The organism is Massilia sp. CT11-108 (assembly GCF_047302915.1).
Classification (GTDB): Bacteria; Pseudomonadota; Gammaproteobacteria; order Burkholderiales; family Burkholderiaceae_D; genus Telluria; species Telluria orientalis.
In genome coordinates, this window is the sequence record NZ_JBKYMO010000052.1 from 1 (window position 1) to 19640 (window position 19640).

At 67.7% G+C, this 19640-nt stretch carries 15 protein-coding genes; 4 read left to right on the top strand and 11 right to left on the bottom strand.

Translation table 11 applies throughout. The annotated features are described in order from the left end of the window. On the bottom strand, positions 1–555 hold a 555-nt coding region (locus ACEN88_RS07250; RefSeq protein WP_413338313.1), incomplete at its 3' end, for a S8 family peptidase. 37 nt (positions 556–592) lie between these two features. Between ACEN88_RS07250 and ACEN88_RS07255 the strand changes: the two genes are divergently transcribed. The 3 genes from ACEN88_RS07255 (at position 593) to ACEN88_RS07265 (ending at position 2697) form a co-directional block, all read left to right on the top strand. Further along, entirely contained in the window at positions 593–859 is a 267-nt protein-coding gene (locus ACEN88_RS07255) for a S8 family serine peptidase (protein ID WP_413338339.1), read from the top strand. Beyond that, positions 805–1524, top strand: a complete 720-nt coding sequence (locus ACEN88_RS07260) for a TorF family putative porin (protein WP_413338315.1) — start codon at positions 805–807, stop codon at positions 1522–1524. The genes ACEN88_RS07255 and ACEN88_RS07260 overlap by 55 nt, the downstream gene beginning before the upstream one ends. Positions 1525–1599: 75 nt before the next feature. Continuing rightward, positions 1600–2697, top strand: coding sequence for a TIGR03118 family protein (locus tag ACEN88_RS07265; protein ID WP_413338317.1), 1098 nt, complete (start codon positions 1600–1602; stop codon positions 2695–2697). A 3-nt stretch (positions 2698–2700) separates the two neighbouring features. Here ACEN88_RS07265 and ACEN88_RS07270 read toward each other — a convergent pair whose 3' ends face one another. Both ACEN88_RS07270 and ACEN88_RS07275 read right to left on the bottom strand, forming a co-directional pair. Beyond that, entirely contained in the window at positions 2701–3990 is a 1290-nt protein-coding gene (locus ACEN88_RS07270; protein WP_413338319.1) for an NRAMP family divalent metal transporter, read from the bottom strand. A 75-nt stretch (positions 3991–4065) separates the two neighbouring features. After that, positions 4066–5871: a DUF885 domain-containing protein gene (locus ACEN88_RS07275; RefSeq protein ID WP_413338321.1), complete on the bottom strand. Its 1806-nt coding sequence runs from the start codon at positions 5869–5871 to the stop codon at positions 4066–4068. Positions 5872–6091: 220 nt separating this feature from the next. Between ACEN88_RS07275 and ACEN88_RS07280 the strand changes: the two genes are divergently transcribed. Beyond that, a complete protein-coding gene (locus ACEN88_RS07280) occupies positions 6092–7297 on the top strand; it encodes an ammonium transporter (RefSeq protein WP_413338323.1) in 1206 nt (401 codons plus the stop codon). 15 nt (positions 7298–7312) lie between these two features. Here ACEN88_RS07280 and ACEN88_RS07285 read toward each other — a convergent pair whose 3' ends face one another. The 8 genes from ACEN88_RS07285 to ACEN88_RS07320 form a co-directional block, all read right to left on the bottom strand. Further along, a complete protein-coding gene (locus ACEN88_RS07285) occupies positions 7313–9289 on the bottom strand; it encodes an MHYT domain-containing protein (protein WP_413338325.1) in 1977 nt (658 codons plus the stop codon). 98 nt (positions 9290–9387) lie between these two features. Beyond that, on the bottom strand, positions 9388–10659 hold the full coding sequence (locus ACEN88_RS07290) for a Zn-dependent hydrolase (RefSeq protein WP_413338326.1): 1272 nt from the start codon (positions 10657–10659) through the stop codon (positions 9388–9390). 140 nt (positions 10660–10799) lie between these two features. Next, on the bottom strand, positions 10800–12188 hold the full coding sequence (gene hydA / locus ACEN88_RS07295; protein ID WP_413338328.1) for a dihydropyrimidinase: 1389 nt from the start codon (positions 12186–12188) through the stop codon (positions 10800–10802). A gap of 15 nt (positions 12189–12203) precedes the next feature. Beyond that, positions 12204–13691, bottom strand: a complete 1488-nt coding sequence (locus ACEN88_RS07300; RefSeq protein WP_413338330.1) for an NCS1 family nucleobase:cation symporter-1 — start codon at positions 13689–13691, stop codon at positions 12204–12206. Positions 13692–13715: 24 nt separating this feature from the next. After that, entirely contained in the window at positions 13716–15002 is a 1287-nt protein-coding gene (gene preA, locus ACEN88_RS07305) for an NAD-dependent dihydropyrimidine dehydrogenase subunit PreA (protein ID WP_413338332.1), read from the bottom strand. Then, the gene (locus ACEN88_RS07310) at positions 15002–16366 is read right to left on the bottom strand and encodes an NAD(P)-dependent oxidoreductase (RefSeq protein ID WP_413338333.1); all 1365 of its coding nucleotides are present in this window, start codon (positions 16364–16366) and stop codon (positions 15002–15004) included. Before ACEN88_RS07310 ends, preA begins: the two co-directional genes overlap by 1 nt. A 144-nt stretch (positions 16367–16510) precedes the next feature. Continuing rightward, entirely contained in the window at positions 16511–18004 is a 1494-nt protein-coding gene (locus tag ACEN88_RS07315) for a CoA-acylating methylmalonate-semialdehyde dehydrogenase (protein WP_413338335.1), read from the bottom strand. A gap of 8 nt (positions 18005–18012) precedes the next feature. Continuing rightward, positions 18013–19329, bottom strand: a complete 1317-nt coding sequence (locus ACEN88_RS07320) for an aspartate aminotransferase family protein (RefSeq protein ID WP_413338337.1) — start codon at positions 19327–19329, stop codon at positions 18013–18015. Positions 19330–19640: the final 311 nt, after the last annotated feature.

Genomic DNA, 19640 nt, shown 5'->3' on the forward strand with positions numbered 1-19640 from the left:
CGCGAGGGCCGCGTCGAGCAGGGCTTCCAGCAGCCGGTCGCGCGGGCCGCCGAGGCTCATGTTGATGACGCGCGCATCGCTCATCAGCGCAAAATTGATCGCCTTGCCCAGCGTGAAGCTGTTGCAGCGGGCGGGCGGCCCGGCCGTCTCCCAGCACGCGCGCAGGGCCAGCAGTTTGGCACCCGGCGCGATGCCGGCGATGCCCAGGCCATTGCCTTCGCGCGCGGCGATGATGCCGGCGACGGCCGTGCCGTGCGCTTCCGCGCCGTCCGGATACGCATCGACGAAGTTGCGGCGCAGTTTGATCTGGCCGTCGAGGTCGGGATGGTTCGCATCGACGCCGCTGTCGATGACGGCCACCGTCACGCCGCGACCCGTGCTGGCGCGGTGCAGCGCGGGCAGCTGCCAGGCGCGCGTGGCCGGCTGCACGGGCAGCAGCGGGTCGCCGTCGGCCAGGCCGTGGTAGTCCTGGATCGCCTGGGCCCACGCGACGCGCGGGTCGTGCGCGAGCGTGTCGAGCAGGCGGTCGACGGGGCCCGTGCCGGTGTCCTCCATCAGGAAGCAGTCGCTGCCGGGTGCGCGCTTCGGGCTGGTGTCCGGCTCGTCGTACGCGTCGGCCCACGTGGCGGGGCTCGCGGCACTCGTGCTGGAACTGCGTCCCGGGACGACGCCCGCCAGGCTGCGGGCCGACCTCGACGGCGGCGCACGCGTCCTGCCCGCCGCGCTGGCCTCCGGCGCCGGACAAGCTGGTAGCATAGACGCCTGCGCCGCCGTTACGCGCGCCGCCGGAGCCTGTTTCTGCCTATGCCCATCGACGACCACGACCGCCAGCCTTCCTTCCCCGCGCCCGCCGCACTGAAACCCGTCGCGGGCGCGTTCGCATTCCTCCTCGTCGCGCTCACGGCACCTGGCGCAGTGGCCCAGACCAGTGCCGACCTCTCCGTCGTATCCGAATACGCGATACGCGGCGTCTCGCAGGGCCGCAATCCCGCCGTGCAGCTGCGCGTGGACCACGACTTCGACGGCGGCTGGTATGCCGGCACCTTCGCGTCGCCCATCGAGCTGTACGGCCGCGGCCAGGGCCTGCTGATCGTCTACGGCGGGCGGGCGCTGCCGCTGACGACGCGGCTGTCGTGGGACGCCGGCGTCACGCGCACGATCTATCTGCGCAACCACGAAGTCGACTACCACGAGTTCTACGCCGGCCTGACGTACGACCGCGTCAACGCGAGAGTCTCGTATTCGCCGGCGTATTACGGCGGAGGCCGCACGGTGTACCTCGACCTGAACGGCGGCATCCCGCTGGGCGAGCGCGCGGCGCTGGCCCTGCATGCGGGGCTGCTGCATCCGCTCGATACCGATTACCGCTGGAGCGACCGGGACCGCGCGGACCTGCGCGCCACGCTCGCGTACGACACGGGCGACTGGCGGCTGCAGGCCGGCGTGCAGACCCTCGTGCACAGCGGCGGCACCGGCCTCCCGCGCGCCCGCGCCCTGTTCGCCGGCGCCAGCCTGCGCTTTTGAAAGTACCCGCGATTCGATTGAACCTTGCGCGGGGATGAGGGCATTAACGTCGTCCCCTTCCCATGAGGTGCAATCATGAACCTGCAATCGAATCCGGCCGTGCGCCTCCTGTGCGGCATCGTCCTCGGCGCCGCCGTGGCGGCCTGCGGCGGCGGTGGCGACGACCATCCGATGACGCCGCCCGTCACCATGCCGCCGGCGATCACGAGCGTCTTCACCACCACGGCCCTCGTCACCGACCAGTCCAGCGGCGCGGCCCACACCGACACCCACCTCGTCAACGCGTGGGGCCTCGCATTCAACCCGACGGCCTTCGTCTGGGTCGCCAACAACGGCACGGCGACGTCGACGCTGTACGACGGCAACGGCGTGCCGCAGACGCTCGTCGTCGCGGTCCCGGCGGGCGTCACCGGCATCGTGTACAACGGCAGCCAGGACTTCAAGGTCACGCAGAACGGCGTGACGGGTGCCAGCCCCTTCATCTTCGTGGGCGAGACGGGCACCGTGTCGGGCTGGTCGCCGGCAGTGAATCGCACGAACGCCGTGACGGCCGCCGACACGGGCGGCAGCGCCGTCTACAAGGGTCTCGCCATCGGCGCGTTCTCGGGCGCGAACTACCTGTACGCGGCCGATTTCCGCAACAACCGCATCGACGTCTACAACGCCAGCTTCCAGAAAGCCACGCTGCCGGGCGGCTTCACCGATCCGAACCTGCCGGCCGGCTATGGGCCGTTCGGCATCCAGGCCATCGGCGACCGCATCTACGTGGCGTATGCGCAGCGCGAGACGGCCGGCAACGACGAGGTCAAGGGCGCGGGACTGGGCGTCGTCGACGTGTACGACATGGGCGGCGTCTTCCTGCACCGGCTGGCGGCGGGCGGTGCGCTGAATGCACCGTGGGGCATGGCGCTGGCGCCGGCCAACTTCGGGGACTTCAGCAATGCGGTGCTCGTCGCGAACTTCGGCGACGGCAAGATCAACGCCTACAACCCGTCCAACGGCGCGTTCATCGGCACGTTGTCGAAGGCCGACCGCACGCCGATCGTCATCGACGGCCTGTGGGGCATCGCGTTCGGCAACGGCGTGCAGAACCAGCCGACGAACACGCTGTTCTACACGGCGGGGCCCGCCGACGAGTCGCACGGCATCTACGGGCGGATCGACATGCAGTAAGCGTCAAAGGAACGACGCGAACATGGCGATCGTCGCCGCCGCCATCACGCCCGTGCACAGCCAGCCCATGGCGCGCAGGCGCGGCGCGATCGTCAGGTCGCCCATGATGCGCGGGCTCGACGCCACCAGCATCATGATCGCCATCACGGGCACGGCGATGACGCCGTTCAGCACCGCGCTCCAGTACAGCGCCTTGATCGGGTCGATCGGCATGAAGTTGATGCCGACGCCGGCCAGCGTGGCGACGATGATGATGCCGTAGAACTTGCGCGCGGCCGAAAACTCCGCGCCCAGGCTGCTCTTCCAGTGGAACGTGCCGGCCATCGCATACGCGGCGGAACCGGCCAGCACGGGGATCGCGAGCAGGCCCGTGCCGACGATGCCGAGCGCGAACAGGACGAACGCGAGTTCGCCCGCGACGGGTTTCAGCGCCGACGCGGCCTGCGCCGACGACTGGATGTCGTGCACGCCCTGCGCGTGCAGGGTGGCGGCGGTGGTGAGCATGATGAAGAACGCGACGCCGTTCGACACGGCCATGCCGACCAGCGTGTCGAAGCGGATGCGGCGGAACTGGCCCCTGGCCTGGTCGGGTGCGCGCCGCAGCGGTTCTGCGTCGTCGTCCGCGCGCAGTTCCTCCACCTCCTGCGACGCCTGCCAGAAGAACAGGTAGGGACTGATCGTCGTGCCGAACACGGCGACGATCGTCGTCAGGTAGTCCTTGTTCCATGCGATGCTCGGCCACACGGTGGTCTCGAGCACCACGCCCCATGGCACGTGGACGACGAACACGGTGCCCACGTACGCGAGCAGCACGAGCGTGAGCCACTTGAGCAGGTTCACGTAGCGCTGGTAAGGGATGAACACCTGCAGCAGCACGGACAGCACGCCGAAGCCGACGGCATACCACAGCGGCCGGCCGGGCGCGACGAGCGACATCGCCTCGCCCATCGCCGCCACGTCGGCCGCGATGTTGATGACGTTCGCGACGAGCAGCAGCCCGACGATGCCCCACACGACCCGGCGCGGCGCATAGCGCTGCAAATTGGTGGCGAGCCCGCGCCCCGTCACGCGGCCGATGTTGGCGCTGATGACCTGGATGGCGGCCATCAGCGGATACGTCAGCAGCAGGGTCCACAGCAGGTTGAACCCGAACTGGGCGCCGGCCTGCGAATACGTGGCGATGCCGCTCGGGTCGTCGTCGGCCGCGCCGGTGATCAGGCCCGGACCCAGCTTCGACAGCCAGGTCGAGGCTTCCGGCGACGGCGGTGCGATGGTGGTTTCATCGGATTTCATGAAACCCATCATGCACCCATGTGGGGCGGGAATATGTACGGTTGCGCACACTGTGCACGAACCGTAATACTCAGGTCATTTTTCGGCCGCGATCCACTTCTCCACCTGCGCCTGCAGGATCGGCAACGGCAGCGTCCCATCCCCCAGCACCACCTCGTGGAATTTCGCGAAGGTGAACTTCGGCCCCAGCGCCTTCTGCGCCCGCGCGCGCAGGTCGAGGATCTTCAGCGCGCCCACCTTGTACGCCAGCGCCTGGCCCGGCCACACCATGTAGCGCTCGACCTGGTTCGCCGCGCGCGCCTCGCTGTAGCCCAGGTTGTCCATCATGTACTTGACCGCCCGCTCGCGCGACCAGCCCTGCGCATGCATGCCCGTGTCGACGACGAGGCGCACGGCGCGCAGCAGCTCGTCGTTCAGGTGGCCGTAATACGCGGACGGATCGTCGTACAGGCCGAAGTCGCGGCCCAGCGTCTCGCAGTACAGCGCCCAGCCTTCCGTGTACGCGGCGGCGCTCGGGTGCTCGGTGAAGAACTTGCGGAAGTCCGGCAGCGGCAATTCCTTCAGCAGCGCCGCGTGCAGGTGGTGGCCCGGCACGCCCTCGTGCAGGAGGAGGCTCGTCATGCCGACCGTGCTGTACTCCTTCGGGTCGTTGACGACGGCCCAGAACACGCCGGGATGCGAACCGTCGGCGGCGACGGGCGTGTAGTGGTCGGACGCCGTGGCGCGCGTCAGTTCCGGTTCCAGCTGGATGTCCAGCTTCGCCTTCGGCAGCAGGCTGAAATACTGCGGCAGCTTCGCTTCGACGACGCCGTAGATGGCACGGTAGCGCTCCAGCACCTCCTGGTCGGTCTTGAACGGCTTGAAGCGCGGCTGCGCGGCCACCCATTGCGGGAACGTGTTCAGCGGGCCGTCGTAGCCCAGCTTCGGCGCCAGGGTCGCCATCTGCTGCTGGATGCGCGCCACTTCCTTCTCGCCCAGCGCGTGGATCTCGGCCGGCGTCAGGTCGAGGTTCGTGTTGTTGCGGATGCGGGCCTGGTACCACGCGGCGCCATCCGGCAGCGCGCCATAGCCGGCCGTCGTGCGGCCCGCGGGCAGGTAGTCCTTCTCGAGGTACGTATTCAGGCGCGCGAGCGCGGCGTCGATCTTTTGCGCGGCCTGGCGGTAGCCGGCCGTGAGCGATTTTTTATCGGCGTCGGAGAAGCCGGCCGGCAGGTTCCTGATGGGCGTGTAGAAGATGCTCGCTTCCGCGTCGCTCGCGGCCAGCTGGCGGAACTGCGGCAGCATCTTGGCCGTGATCGCCTTCGGCTGCACGACGCCCTTTTTCACGCCCTCTTTCATGTTGGCGATGGCCTGGTCGATCCATGCCGGCAGTTGCTCCAGGCGCGACAGGTACGCGCGGTACTGGGCCGGCGTCGCCAGCGGCTGCGAGCCCGTGCCGCTCGCGTAATTGGCCAGGTTGCTCGGGATGTTGTCGAAGTGGTTCAGCGGCAGCAGGTGCTCGGGAAAACGCGCGAGGTCGAGCTGGGCGCGGATCTCGAAGGCGAGGATGTCGTAGTTCAGGCGCGCCTTCTCCGACAGGTGCGCCTTGTCGACCTTCTGCAGGTCGTCCAGCAGCCTGTGATTCTGCGACATATAGCGGGCGCGCACCTTCGGGTCGATCGCCATGCCGATCTGGTCGTCGTAGCGGCTGTCGCCGTTCGCGGTCGCGTACAGCAGCGGGTCGAACCGGGCGCGCGCATCGTAGAACCTCGCAGCGATGCGGTCGACCTGGCGTTCGGCCGACGACGCGGATACGGTAGTTGCGGCAGCCTGGGCGGACAGGATGGGTGCGCCGGCCGACAGCAAAGCCGCGAGGATGGCGGCATTGAGAGTGCGGTTCATGGGTCTCCTTTGTGAGGTTGTTGCTTGACAGCATACTACGATTGCCGGATCGACCACACCTCCCCATTTTGGCGCAAATACGCACCGCAACGGTGCTTGTGCACGCTTGCGGGGCAACCCATCCGGCATGCCCACTGGGAGTGCGCCTCTTCACCAAATTGGAACGTTTATTGCTATCCAGAAGTGCAATCAGACCAACTTGCACTTTTTTGGAGTACGCATGGATGCATTCAAAAGCGGAGCGGACGCGCTCTTCATCTTGCTCGGCGGGATCATGATCCTGGCGATGCACGCCGGCTTCGCCTTCCTGGAACTGGGCACGGTACGCCGCAAGAACCAGGTCAACGCCCTGGTAAAAATCCTGATCGACTTCGCCGTTTCCACCATCGCCTACTTCTTCGTCGGCTATGGCATCGCCTACGGCATCCACTTCATGGGCGCCACCAGCACCCTCGTCGCCAAGAACGGCTACGAGCTGGTGAAGTTCTTCTTCCTGCTGACGTTCGCCGCCGCGATCCCCGCCATCATCTCGGGCGGCATCGCCGAACGTGCCAAGTTCCATCCGCAGATGGCCGCGACCGCCCTGCTCGTGGGCCTCGTCTATCCGCTGTTCGAAGGCATCGCCTGGAACAACCGCTTCGGCATCCAGGACTGGCTGACGGCCACCTTCGGCGCGGCGTTCCACGACTTCGCCGGTTCCGTCGTCGTGCACGCCGTCGGCGGCTGGGCCGCGCTGCCGGCCGTGCTGCTGCTGGGCGCGCGCCGCGGCCGCTATACCAAGGATGGCCGCATCTCGGCGCACCCGCCGTCGAACATCCCGTTCCTCGCGCTGGGCGCGTGGATCCTCACCGTCGGCTGGTTCGGCTTCAACGTGATGAGCGCGCAGACGCTGGACAAGATGAACGGCCTCGTCGCCGTCAACTCGCTGATGGCCCTCACGGGCGGCACCCTGACCGCCTTCGTGCTGGGCAAGAACGACCCGGGCTTCGTCTACAACGGCCCGCTGGCCGGCCTCGTCGCCGTGTGCGCGGGCTCGGACCTGATGCATCCGATGGGCGCCCTGGTGACAGGCGCGATCGCGGGCGCGATCTTCGTCGTGATGTTCACCCTGGCGCAGAACCGCTGGAAGATCGACGACGTGCTTGGCGTGTGGCCCCTGCACGGCCTGTGCGGCGCGTGGGGCGGCATCGCGGCCGGCATCTTCGGCAGCCAGGCGCTGGGAGGGCTCGGCGGCGTGTCGCTCGCGTCGCAGATCGTCGGCACCCTGCTGGGCGTCGCCATCGCCGGCATCGGCGGCATCATCGTCTACGGGTTGTTGAAGGCGACCGTCGGGCTGCGCCTGGACGCCGAACAGGAATTCGACGGCGCCGACCTGGCCATCCACCGCATCAGCGCCACGCCGGAACGCGAAACCACGTTCCAGTAAGCGCGCCAAATAAGGTCACGCTTCGCGCGCGGTGGCGACGAGGCGCCGGATCGCGGCCGCCAGCGCCGCCGGCTCCACGGGCTTGGCGAGATAGTCGGTAAAACCGGCCTGCAGCGCCTTGGCGCGGTCGTCCTGGCGGGTGAAGGCCGTCAACGCGATGGCGGGAACGTCCGCCGTGGCCGCGCGCCGGCGGATGCGCCGCATCAGTTCGAAGCCGTCGACTTCGGGCATGCCGACGTCGCTGACGATCACGTCCGGCACCTCGCGCTCCAGCAGGGCCAGCGCGGCGCTGGCGCCCGGCGCCGTCATCGTGGCGGCGCCGCTGTACGACAGGATCTGTTCCAGCACGTCGAGCGTATCCGGCGCGTCGTCGATGACGAGCACCCGCACGCCGGACAGGTCGGCCAGGTCGTCCGCGCCCGTCAGCGCCATCGAAAGCACGCCCGTTCCCGGCACCGTGACGGCGCTCGGGCGCGCCAGCGGCAGGCGCACCGTGAACGTGGTGCCCGTGTGCACGCCGGCGCTGTCCACGGCGATCGTCCCGCCGTGCAGTTCGACGAGCTGCCGCGCGATCGACAACCCCAATCCCAGGCCGCCGTGCTGGCGCGAGATCGACGCATCCTGCTGGCGGAAGCGGTCGAACACGTACGGGAGGAAGTCCGGCGCGATGCCGATGCCCGAATCGATCACGCGGATCACGGCGTCGTTGCCGTCGCGCCCCAGCAGCACCTGCACGCTGCCGCCCGTTGGCGTGAACTTGACCGCGTTCGCCAGCAGATTCCACAGCACCTGCTGCAGCCGGCCCGGATCGGCGCGCACTTCGAGCGGCAACATGCCCGGCTCGCGTCCCAGGTCGGCGCGCAGGGCGATCATCTTGGCCGCGGCGGCCGGGTGCACGGTGCCCAGCGCCGCCTCGATGATGCGGGACGGGTCGACCGTCTGCACGTCCAGGCGCACGGTGCCGGAAATGATGCGGCTCATGTCGAGCAGGTCGTCGATCAGCTTGCCCTGGGCGCGCGCGTTGCGCTCGATCGTCTCCAGGGCCCGTATCATGGTCGCCTCGTCCTTCACGCCCCGCTGCAGCATGCCGGCCCAGCCGAGGATCGCGTTCAGCGGCGTGCGCAGCTCGTGCGACAGGGTGGCGAGGAATTCGTCCTTCAATGCGGACAGGCGTTCGGCTTCGTCGCGCGCGACGCGCTCGCGTTCCAGCAGGTGCTGGCGCTCGGCCGCCGTCGCCTGCGACATGGCGAGGATGCGCGCGTTCGCTTCCAGCCGCGCGTCGAACACGGACGCGATGAGGGCCAGGCCCAGCACGCAGAACGTGGCCAGCACGACGAGCGTGGCGAGGCTGTCGCGATGCACGCCGACGCGCGCGGCCATGCACACGCTGTCGGCCGGGAAGTTCGCGGCCGCCATGCCCGTGTAATGCATGCCGACGATGGCGCAGCCCATCACGACGGCGGCGCCGATGCGCGGCACCCACACGTCCGGCGTGCTGCGGCGCAGCCGGAACGCGATCCACAGCGCCAGCGCCGACGCGCCCACGGCGATCAGCACCGAGAGCGCGAACAACAGCGGGTCGTACACGATCCCGGGCTGCATGCGCATGGCGGCCATGCCCGTGTAATGCATCGCATTGATACCGACGCCCATGATGACGGCACTGACGCCCAGGCGCACCGGGCCCAGGTTCGCGCGGCTCACCTGCCACAGCGCGAGGCCGGACGCGGCTATCGGCAGCACCAGCGAGAAGAGGGTGATGGGGATGTCATAGGCGACCGGGATCGGGAGGCGGAACGCCAGCATCCCGACGAAGTGCATGGCCCAGATCCCGGATCCCATCGCGATCGCGCCGCCCAGCATCCAGGCGAATTTCGTCCGCCCGGTCGCTTCCGCCACCCTGCCCGCGAGGCTGAGGGCGGAATACGACGCGACGATCGCGACGAGGATCGAAATCAGGACGAGCGGGGTTTCATAGTATCCGGTCAGCATCGTCGGTCAGACGCGTGCCGCCCGGCGGGCGGCTTCGGACCACAGTATGCTACCGGCGCGTGCGATCGGCCAGAATAGTAACAAGAAATTGCACTTTGTTACTTTTGAGCAACAAGCTCGCCGGCCTCGGACGTGGAAACGATGCCGGCCCGTTCCAGCATCGCGTGCAGCAGCACGTTGCAGCCGGCTTCCAGGTGGCCGGGCTGGGCATCCTCGATCTCGTTGTGGCTGATGCCGTCCCTGCACGGCACGAAGATCATGCCGGCGGGCGCCAGCCGCGCGACGTAGATCGCGTCGTGGCCGGCGCCGGACACCACGTCCATCGTCGAATAGCCCAGCCGTTCCGTCGCGGCGCGCACGGCGTCCACGCAATCCGGGTGGAACGGGCAAGGCGGGTAGTACGACACGCGCTGCAGGTCGATGGCCAGGCCAGTCTCGCGCCGCGTGCGCTCGACGAACGCCTCGATCTCGCCGTGCATCGTGTTCAGCAGCTCGTCGGTGACGTTGCGCAGGTCGATGCTGAACTTGACCTGGCCGGGGATCACGTTGCGGCTGTTGGGGAACACCTGGACCATGCCCACGGTGCCGCGGCCATACGGCGGGTAGCGGTTGGCGATGGCGACCGTCTCCTGCATGATGGCCGTCGCGACCTGCAGCGCGTCGCGCCGCAGATGCATCGGCGTGGGGCCCGCGTGCGCTTCCATCCCGGTCACGGTGCAGTCGTACCACGACAGGCCCATCACGGCGGGCACGACGCCGATCACCCTGTTCGCGTCTTCCAGCACGGGGCCCTGCTCGATGTGGGCTTCGAAATACGCGCCGATCGGGTGGTCGCCGGGCGTCTGCCCGCCCCGGTAGCCGATCCGGTCGAGTTCCTCGCCGACGGATTTGCCGTCGACGTCGCGCGCCGCATACGCCGTCTCCAGGCTGAACGCGCCGCAGAACACGCCGGAGCCCATCATGACGGGCACGAAGCGCGATCCCTCCTCGTTGGTCCAGAACGCGACCTCGATCGGCGCCTCCGTGCGGATGCCGCGCTCGTTCAGCGTGCGCACGACTTCGAGGCCGGCCAGCACGCCGTAGTTGCCGTCGAACTTGCCGCCGGTCGGCTGGGTGTCGATGTGGCTGCCCGTGACGATGGGCGGCAAGTCCGGGTTCGTCCCTTCCCGGCGCATGAAGACGTTGCCGATCTTGTCGACAGTGACTGACAGGCCCTCGGCCTTCGCCCACTGGACGACGAGGTCGCGGCCCTGGCGGTCGAGGTCCGTCAGGGCGAGGCGCTTCACCCCGCCCTTCGCGGTGGCGCCGATTTGCGCCAGTTCCATCAGGGAGTGCCACAGGCGGGTGCCGTTGATGCGCAGGTCGTTCATCTTGTTCTCCAGTTGGTGCTTGCATCACCGTCGTCCTCGCGAAAGCGGGGACCCATGCTGAGTGTGCGATTTGGTGGCGTCAACAATGCACGCAGGCTCAGTATGGATTCCCGCTTCCGCGGGAATGACGTGCGTAGCGTTCAAATAGTGCTGGTGAAAGCCGGCCGCTCCACATATCGCCCGGCCCCACGCTCCGCCCGCAAATCCCCATTCGCATACACGAGCTTCCCGGCCGCCACCGTATGCGTCGGAATCCCGCGCACCGTGCGCCCTTCGAACACGTTGAAGTCGCCCTTCGAATGCTGCGTCGCGGCCGACAGGGTGCGCGTCCCTTGCGGGTCCCACACGACGACGTCGGCATCCGCTCCAACGGACACGGAACCCTTGCGCGGATAGATATTAAAAATCTGGGCCGCATTGGTCGACGTCACGCGCACGAATTCGGACGGCGTCAAACGTCCCGTGTTCACGCCCGCGTCCCACACGACGGCCATGCGTTCCTCGACGCCGCCGCAGCCGTTCGGGATGCGCGTGAAATCGTCCGCGCCCATTCCCTTCTGGCCGGCGCAGAACGTGCAGTGGTCCGTCGCCGTCGTGTGCAGGTTGCCGCCCTGGAGGCCTTGCCACAGCGCCGTCTGGTGGTGGCTGGAGCGGAACGGGGGACTCATCACGTAGGCGCGCGCGACTTCGGGATCCGCGTGGCGGTAGACGCTGTCGTCGATGACGAGGTGGCCCGCCAGCGCCTCGCCGTACACGCGCTGGCCGCGTGCGCGGGCGCGCGTGATGGCCTCCAGCGATTCGGCGCACGACACGTGCACGATGTAGACGGGCGTGCCGAGCACATTCGCGATGGCGATCGCGCGGTTGGCCGCTTCGGCTTCCACTTCCGGTGGGCGCGACAGCGCATGCGCTTCCGCCCCGCGGATGCCCTTCGCCAGCAGTTCGCGCTGCAACTGGTAGACCAGCTCCCCGTTCTCCGCGTGCACGGTCGGGATCGCGCCCAGTTCGAGCGCGCGCCGGAAGCTTTTCACCAGCGTCTCGTCGTCGGCCATGATGGCGTTCTTGTACGCCATGAAGTGCTTGAAGCTGTTCACGCCGTGGCGCTCGACGAGCGTGCCCATGTCTTCGTGCACCGTGTCGTCCCACCACGTGACGGCGACGTGGAACGTGTAGTCGGCCGCGGCCTTTTCCGCCCAGCCGCGCCACGTCTGGAATGCGTCCATCAGGCGTTGTTTCGGGTCGGGGATGACGAAGTCGATGATCGTCGTCGTCCCGCCTGCGAGGCCCGCCGCCGTGCCGGTGTAAAAATCATCGGCGGTGACGGTGCCCATGAACGGCAGCTGCATATGCGTGTGCGGGTCGATCCCGCCCGGCATCACGTACTGGCCGCCGGCATCGATCACTTCCGCGTGCGCGGGCGCCTCCAGGTTCTCGCCCACGGCGACGATCTTGTCGCCTTCGCAAAGCACATCGGCACGAAATGCACGGTCGGCGTTCACCACCGTACCACCGCGTATCAACAGGGTCATTGACGTCTCCTCGGGTCAATCGAGCGAACGGGCCGGATGCAGCGCAGGCGCCGCCCTGCCCTTCATCATGAGGCCGTACACGACCGCGGAAATCGCGATCCCGACGAACCACGCATAGGTGTACAGGGTTTTGAAGACGGCGCCCACGTCCGGGAACGACTCCGGAAACGCCGCGTTCATGAAACCCGGGATGTTCGGCACCACGCCGGCGACGAAGGCGACGATCGCGGCCAGGTTCCAGCCGCCGCGGTACCCATAGATGCCGTCGTCACGGTACAGGTGGTCGACCGCGAGTTCCGTGCGGCGGATCAGGTAGTAATCGATGATCAGCACGCCCGCGATGGGCCCCAGCAGCGCGGAATAGCCGATCAGCCACGTGAAGATATAGCCCTGCGTCGACTCCAGGATCTTCCACGGCATCATCGCGAGCGCGATGCCGGCCGTGATGTAGCCGCCCGTGCGGTACGAGATGTGGCGCGGCGCCAGCGCGGAAAAGTCGTAGGCCGGGCCGACGAGGTTGGCGGCCAGGTTGACGCTGACCGTGTCGACCAGCAGGACGATGAGCGCGATCAGCACCGCGGCGCCCGTCATGCGGCTGGCCAGGTCGACCGGATCCCACAACGCCTTGCCGTACAGGACGACGGTGGCCGACGTGACGATGACGGCCAATGCAGCCAGCAACCCCATCGGCACGGGCAGGCCGACGGACTGGCCCAGGATCTGGTCGCGCTGCGTACGCGCGAAGCGGGTGAAGTCGGGGATGTTCAGCGCGAGCGTGGCCCAGAAGCCGACCATCGCCGTCAGCGACGGCCAGAACGTGGCCCAGAACTGGCCGGCCTTCTTGCCGCCTTCGACGAACTGCGACGGCGCGTCCAGCAGCGGGCCGAAGCCGCCCGCTTTCTGGTAGACCCAGCCGAGCAGCACGAAGCAGATCGCGATCTTCAGCGGCGCCGTGTACGTCTCCAGCTTGCGGATCGCATCCATGCCGTGCACGATGAAATAGAACTGGATCGCCCAGAACGCGAGGAAGCACAGCAGCTGCGCACCGTTGATGCCCAGGCCGGCGAGCTTGGCGCCGCCGATCTCGTGCCCGGCCAGCACGCCCAGCAGCGTGTAGATCATGCTGCCGCCGAACCACGTCTGGATGCCGTACCAGCCGCACGCGACGATGGCGCGCATCAGTGCCGGCAGCCGCGCCCCGCGCGTGCCGAACGCGGCGCGCGCCAGCACGGCGTACGGGATGCCATATTTCGTGCCGGCGTGGCCGATCAGCAGCATCGGCAGCAGCACGATGGCGTTCGCGAGGAACACGGTGAACACGGCCTGGTACGCGGACATGCCGGCCTCGATCAGGCTGGCGGACAGCGTATAGGCCGGGATGCACATCACCATGCCGACCCACAGGGCGGCGAAGTGATACCAGCGCCACGTGCGCTGCGCGGCGCTCGTCGGCGCGAGGTCTTCGTTCCAGAGATCCTGGTTCGTTGCGGGATCGGTGCTCATCGGGGCGGTCTCCGTCGGTTGGCGTCATTCACCGGCCAATACTACTACCTCCGCCCGTGGATTCCGTGGATCCTGCGTCCAGTTCATGTACGGCTTGCCCGTCTGCTGCGGCACCATCGTGATGCAGCCCTCGACCGGACAGGTGATCTCGCACAGGTTGCACCCGACGCATTCCTGGTCGATCACCTCGTACTTGCGCGCATTCCCGTCGACCAGCCGCGCGATCGCCTGGTGCGACGTGTCCTCGCACGCCACGTGGCAGCGGCCGCACTGGATGCACTTGTCCTGGTCGATGTGCGCGATGACCTGGTAATTCATGTCCAGGTATTTCCAGTCCGTCGTGTTCGGCACGGCCTTGCGCGAGAACGCGGCGATGTTGTCGTAGCCCTTCGAATCCATCCAGCGCGACAGCCCGTCCTTCATCTCCTCGACGATGCGGAAGCCATGCAGCATCGCGGCCGTGCACACCTGTACCGAGCCGGCGCCCAGCGCGATGAACTCGGCCGCGTCGCGCCAGTTGCCGATGCCGCCGATGCCGGAGATCGGCAAGCCCTTCGTCACCGGATCGCGCGCGATCTCGGCCACCATGTTCAGCGCGATGGGCTTGACGGCCGTGCCGCAATAGCCGCCGTGCGTGCTGGCGTTGCCGACCGCGGGGAATGCGACCATGCGGTCCAGGTCCAGGTGCGTGATCGAATTGATCGTGTTGATCAGCGAGACGGCATCCGCCCCGCCCGCCAGCGCCGCGCGTGCGGGTGCGCGCACGTCCGTGATGTTGGGCGTCAGCTTGACGATCACCGGCAGCCGCGTGGTCGTCTTGCACCAGCGCGTGACGAGTCCGATCAGGTCCGGCTGCTGGCCCACCGCGGCGCCCATGCCGCGTTCCGGCATGCCGTGCGGGCAGCCGAAGTTCAGTTCGATGCCGTCCGCGCCCGTCGCCTCGACGAGCGGCAGGATTTCGCGCCACGGCGCTTCCTCGCACGGCAGCATCATCGACACGACCAGCGCCCGGTCCGGCCAGGCCTTCTTGACGGCCGTGATCTCGCGCAGGTTGATCTCGAGGCTCCGGTCCGTGATCAGCTCGATGTTGTTGAAGCCGATGACCTCGCGGTTCTTCCCGTGCAGCGCGGAGTAGCGCGACGACACGTTGACGGCCGGCGGATCCTCGCCCAGCGTCTTCCACACGACGCCGCCCCACCCCGCCTCGAAGGCGCGCACGACGTTATAGGCCTTGTCGGTCGGCGGTGCGGACGCCAGCCAGAAAGGGTTCGGCGACTTGATGCCGCAGAAATCGATGCTCAGGTCGGCCATCATGCCTCCGCTTTGGAAAGGATGTCGTCATGGATCGCCAGCGCCGCCAGCTTGCCGTGCTGGACGGCCTGCACCGTCAGGTCCTGCCCCGGCGCCACGCAGTCGCCGCCCGCGTACACGCCCGGCAGCTTGGTGCGGAACCGCGCGTCGACGTGGATCTTGTCGCCTTCCCGCTCCAGTTCGCTCGCGAGCGGATCGGACAACGCATCATCATCCATGTGCTGGCCGATGGCCTTGAACACGGCATCGGCCGCGATGTCGATGAACGCCCCCGTGCCGGCGAGACGGCCGTCCACCAGCCGCGTTTCTTCGAAGCGCATGCCGCGCACGCGTCCCGCAGCGTCCAGCAGGATCTCGTGCGGCGCGGCCCACGTGCGGATGCGCACGCCGTTCGTCTTCGCGATCTCGATCTCGTGGCCGGTGGCGCTCATCGCCTCGACACCGCGGCGGTACACGAGCGTGACATCGTCCGCGCCGAGGCGCCCGATCTGCACGGCCATGTCGACGGCCGTGTTGCCGGCGCCGATCACGACCGCGCGTTTCGGCACCGGCAGCGCCGCGAGGTCCGCGGCCTGGCGCAACGTGGCGATGTAGTCGACGGCGGCCGCGAGGCCCGGCGCATCCTCGCCCGTGAGGCCGAGGCGGCGGCTGGCACCGAGGCCCAGGCCGAGGAACACGGCGTCGTAGCGCGTGTGCAAGTCCTGCAAATGCAGGTTGCCGCCCAGGATGCGGCCGTACTGGATCTCGATGCCGCCGATGGACAGCAAGAAGTCGACCTCGCGCTGGGCGAAGTCACCCGGCAGCTTGTACTTGGCGATGCCGTATTCGTTCAGGCCGCCGGCCTTGTCGTGCGCTTCGAACACGACGACGTCATGGCCCAGCATCGCGAGCCGGTGCGCGCACGACAGCCCAGCCGGGCCGGCGCCGACGACGGCGATCGTCTTGCCGGTCGACGGCGCGCGCCGGAAGGGATGATCGGCGAAGTGGACGTTGTCGATGGCATGGCGCTGCAGTAGGCCGATTTTCACGGGCTGGCCTTCGGCGTCGTTGTTGCGCACGCAGGCGTCCTCGCACAGGATCTCCGTCGGGCACACGCGCGAACAGCTGCCGCCGAAGATGTTCTGCTTGAGGATATTAACCGCGGCGCCTTCCACGTTGCCGTCGTGGATGTTGCGGATGAAGCTCGCGACGTCGATGCCCGTCGGGCAGGCGCGGGTACAGGGCGCGTCATAACAGTACAGGCAGCGGGCGCTTTCGATGGCGGCCTGGCGGGTCGTCAGTGCCGGCGCCAGGTCCGTGAAGCGCTCGGACAGGGCACCGTGCGTGCCGGCGGCGGGGGGCAGGTGGTGGAGTGACTCGATCATTTGGCATCCCTTCTTGTGAGGACCGTCATTCCCGCGCAGGCGGGAATCCATACTGAGTCTCATGCTGAGGTTAATGGGAATCTTGCGATACGATTGCCGGCACCTCAGCATGGGTCCCCGCCTGCGCGGGGACGACGTTGAAGCTTATTTCATCTGCGGGAACGCGAACTCCACCCCGCTGCTCGCCGTATTCGGCCAGCGCTGCATCACGGCCTTGTGGCGCGTATAGAACCGCACGCCCTCCGGCCCGTACGCATGGTGATCGCCGAACAGGCTTTTCTTCCACCCGCCGAAGCTGTTGAACGCCATCGGCACCGGCAGCGGCACGTTCACCCCGACCATCCCGACCTGCACCTGACGCACGAATTCGCGCGCCACGCCGCCGTCGCGGGTGAACACGGCGACGCCGTTGCCGTACTCGTTGCGGTTGATGAGGGCCAAAGCACTCGCGACGTCCGGCAGGCGCACGACGCACAGCACGGGCCCGAAGATTTCTTCCTTGTAGATGGACATCGACGGCGTCACGTGGTCGAACAGTGTGCCGCCCACGAAGAAGCCGTTGGCGCGCTCCGGCACCTTGAAGCCGCGGCCGTCGACCACCAGCGTCGCGCCCTGCTCCACGCCTTCGCCGATCAGCTTTTCGATGCGCTGCTTGGCCGCCTGCGTGACCACGGGCCCCATCTCCGCGCCATCCGCCATGCCGTCCGCGACCTTCAGGGCACGGGTGCGCTCGGCCAGCCGGGCCACGAGCGCATCGCCCGCGTCGCCGATCGCCACCGCCACCGAGATCGCCATGCAGCGCTCGCCCGCCGAGCCGTACGCGGCGCCGATGAGTGCATCGACCGCCATGTCCATGTCCGCATCCGGCATCACGACCATGTGGTTCTTCGCGCCGCCCAGCGCCTGCACGCGCTTGCCGGCCGCGCTGCCGCGGGCGTAGATGTATTCCGCGATCGGCGTCGAGCCCACGAAGCTGACGGCCTGGATGTCCGGGTGGTCGAGCAGCGCGTCGACCGCGCCTTTGTCGCCCTGGACGACGTTGAACACGCCGTCCGGCAGCCCCGCTTCCTTCAGCAGCCGCGCATGCAGCAGCGACGGCGACGGATCCCGTTCGGACGGTTTCAGGATGAACGTGTTGCCGCACGCGATGGCGACGGGGAACATCCACATCGGCACCATCACGGGGAAGTTGAACGGCGTGATGCCTGCGACGACGCCCAGCGGCTGGCGCATCGACCACGCGTCGATGCCGCGCGCGATCTGGTCCGTGAACTCGCCCTTGAGCATCTGCGGGATGCCCACCGCGAACTCGACGACTTCGATGCCGCGTGCGACTTCGCCACGTGCGTCGGCGAACGTCTTGCCGTGTTCGCGCACGATCATCGCCGCGAATTCATCGGTATGCTTCTGGCACAGCTGCAGGTAGTTGAACAGCACGCGGGCGCGGGCCAGCGGGGGCGTCGCGGCCCAGGCGGGGAATGCGGCGCTGGCCGCTGCCACGGCAGCCGCGACGTCCTCAATGCTCGCCAGCGCCACGCGCGCGCAGGGCTCGCCCAGCGCGGGATTGTAGACGTCCGCGTAGCGTCCACCGGACCCTTCGGCGACGCTGCCGCCGATGTAGTGATTGATCGTCTCCATATTCTCTTTCAGTCGAGGTTTTTCAGGACGGCGGCCAGCTTGCCGAACAATTCGTCGATGTGTTTTTTCTCCAGCACGAGCGGCGGCGACAGCGCGATGATGTCGCCCGTCGTGCGGATCAGGATGCCGTCCGCGAAGGCCTGCTTGAACGCCGCGAACGCGCGCGCCCCGACCTTGCCGGGGATGCTTTCCAGCTCGATGCCGGCGACGAGGCCGATCGTGCGGATGTCGATCACGTGCGGCAGGCCGCGCAGGCTGTGCACCGCGTCTTCCCAGTACGGCTGCAGCGCACGGGCGTTCTCGAGGATGCCCTGCTCTTTAAAAACTTCCAGGGTAGCGATCGACGCGGCGCACGCGAGCGGATGGCCGGAATACGTGTAGCCGTGGAACAGCTCGATGCCGGCCGGCGCTTCCATGAACGCGTCGTGGATGAATTTTTTCGAGAACACGGCACCCATCGGCACGGTGCCGTTGGTGAGGCCTTTCGCCGTCGTCATCATGTCCGGCTCGACGTCGAAGTAATCGACGGCGAACGGCGTCGTCAGGCGGCCGAAGCCCGTGATCACTTCGTCGAAGATCAGCAGGATGCCGTGCTTCGTGCAGAGTTCGCGCAGGCGCTTCAGGTAGCCCCGCGGCGGAATCAGCACGCCCGTCGATCCGGCCACGGGTTCGACGATGACCGCGGCGATGGTCGACGCGTCGTGCAGGGCGACGATGCGTTCCAGCTCGTCGGCCAGTTCCGCGCCATGTTCCGGCTCGCCGCGCGAGAACGCGTTCTTGCCGAGGTTGTGCGTGTGCGGCAGGTGATCGACGCCGGGAAGCAGCGGCCCGAAGGCCTTGCGATTCGGACCGATGCCGCCGACGGACAGCCCGCCGAAGCCGACGCCGTGATAGCCCCGCTCGCGCCCGATCAGCCGCGTGCGGCCGGCGTCGCCGCGGGCCTTGTGATACGCGAGCGCGATCTTGAGGGCGGTGTCCACCGCTTCCGAGCCGGAGTTCGTGTAGAACACGTGGCCGAACTTGTGATTGGTGTAGTCCATCAGGCGTTCGGCCAGGTCGAAGGCGGCCGGGTGGCCCATCTGGAACGTGGGCGCGAAGTCGAGCTGGCCGACCATCTCGCTGACGGCGGCGACGATCTTCGGCTGCGCGTGGCCGCACGGGACGCACCACAGGCCGGCGGTGCCGTCGAGGACGGCGTTGCCGTCGACGTCCTTGTAATACATACCTTGTGCCGAGACGAGGAGGCGCGGATGGGCCTTGAAGTCACGGTTGTTGGTGAATGGCATCCAGAAGGATGACATCGATTCGGGTCTGGACTCGTTCATGCGACTCCCCTTATGAATATGACGGCCAGTACAAAATTTACCAACTGGCAAAAACAATGATGCAATAATAGACAGCAGTACAACAGTGGCACATATACACAATCTGCGAAAATGGCCAACCGTATAGGTAGCATAGCCTGTACAGTTTCGGACGTCGCGCGATGGAGGCGCATGGAACCAACCGAAAAGAGCGAGAGCGAGGGATGGCCGGCGCTGGCGATCGACCCCCCGCCCCCCGGCCGCCGGGTCGACCAGATCGTCGCGGCCAACGCCGAAAAGGTAAATAGGCGCCCGCGGCCCCCCCGGGCCCA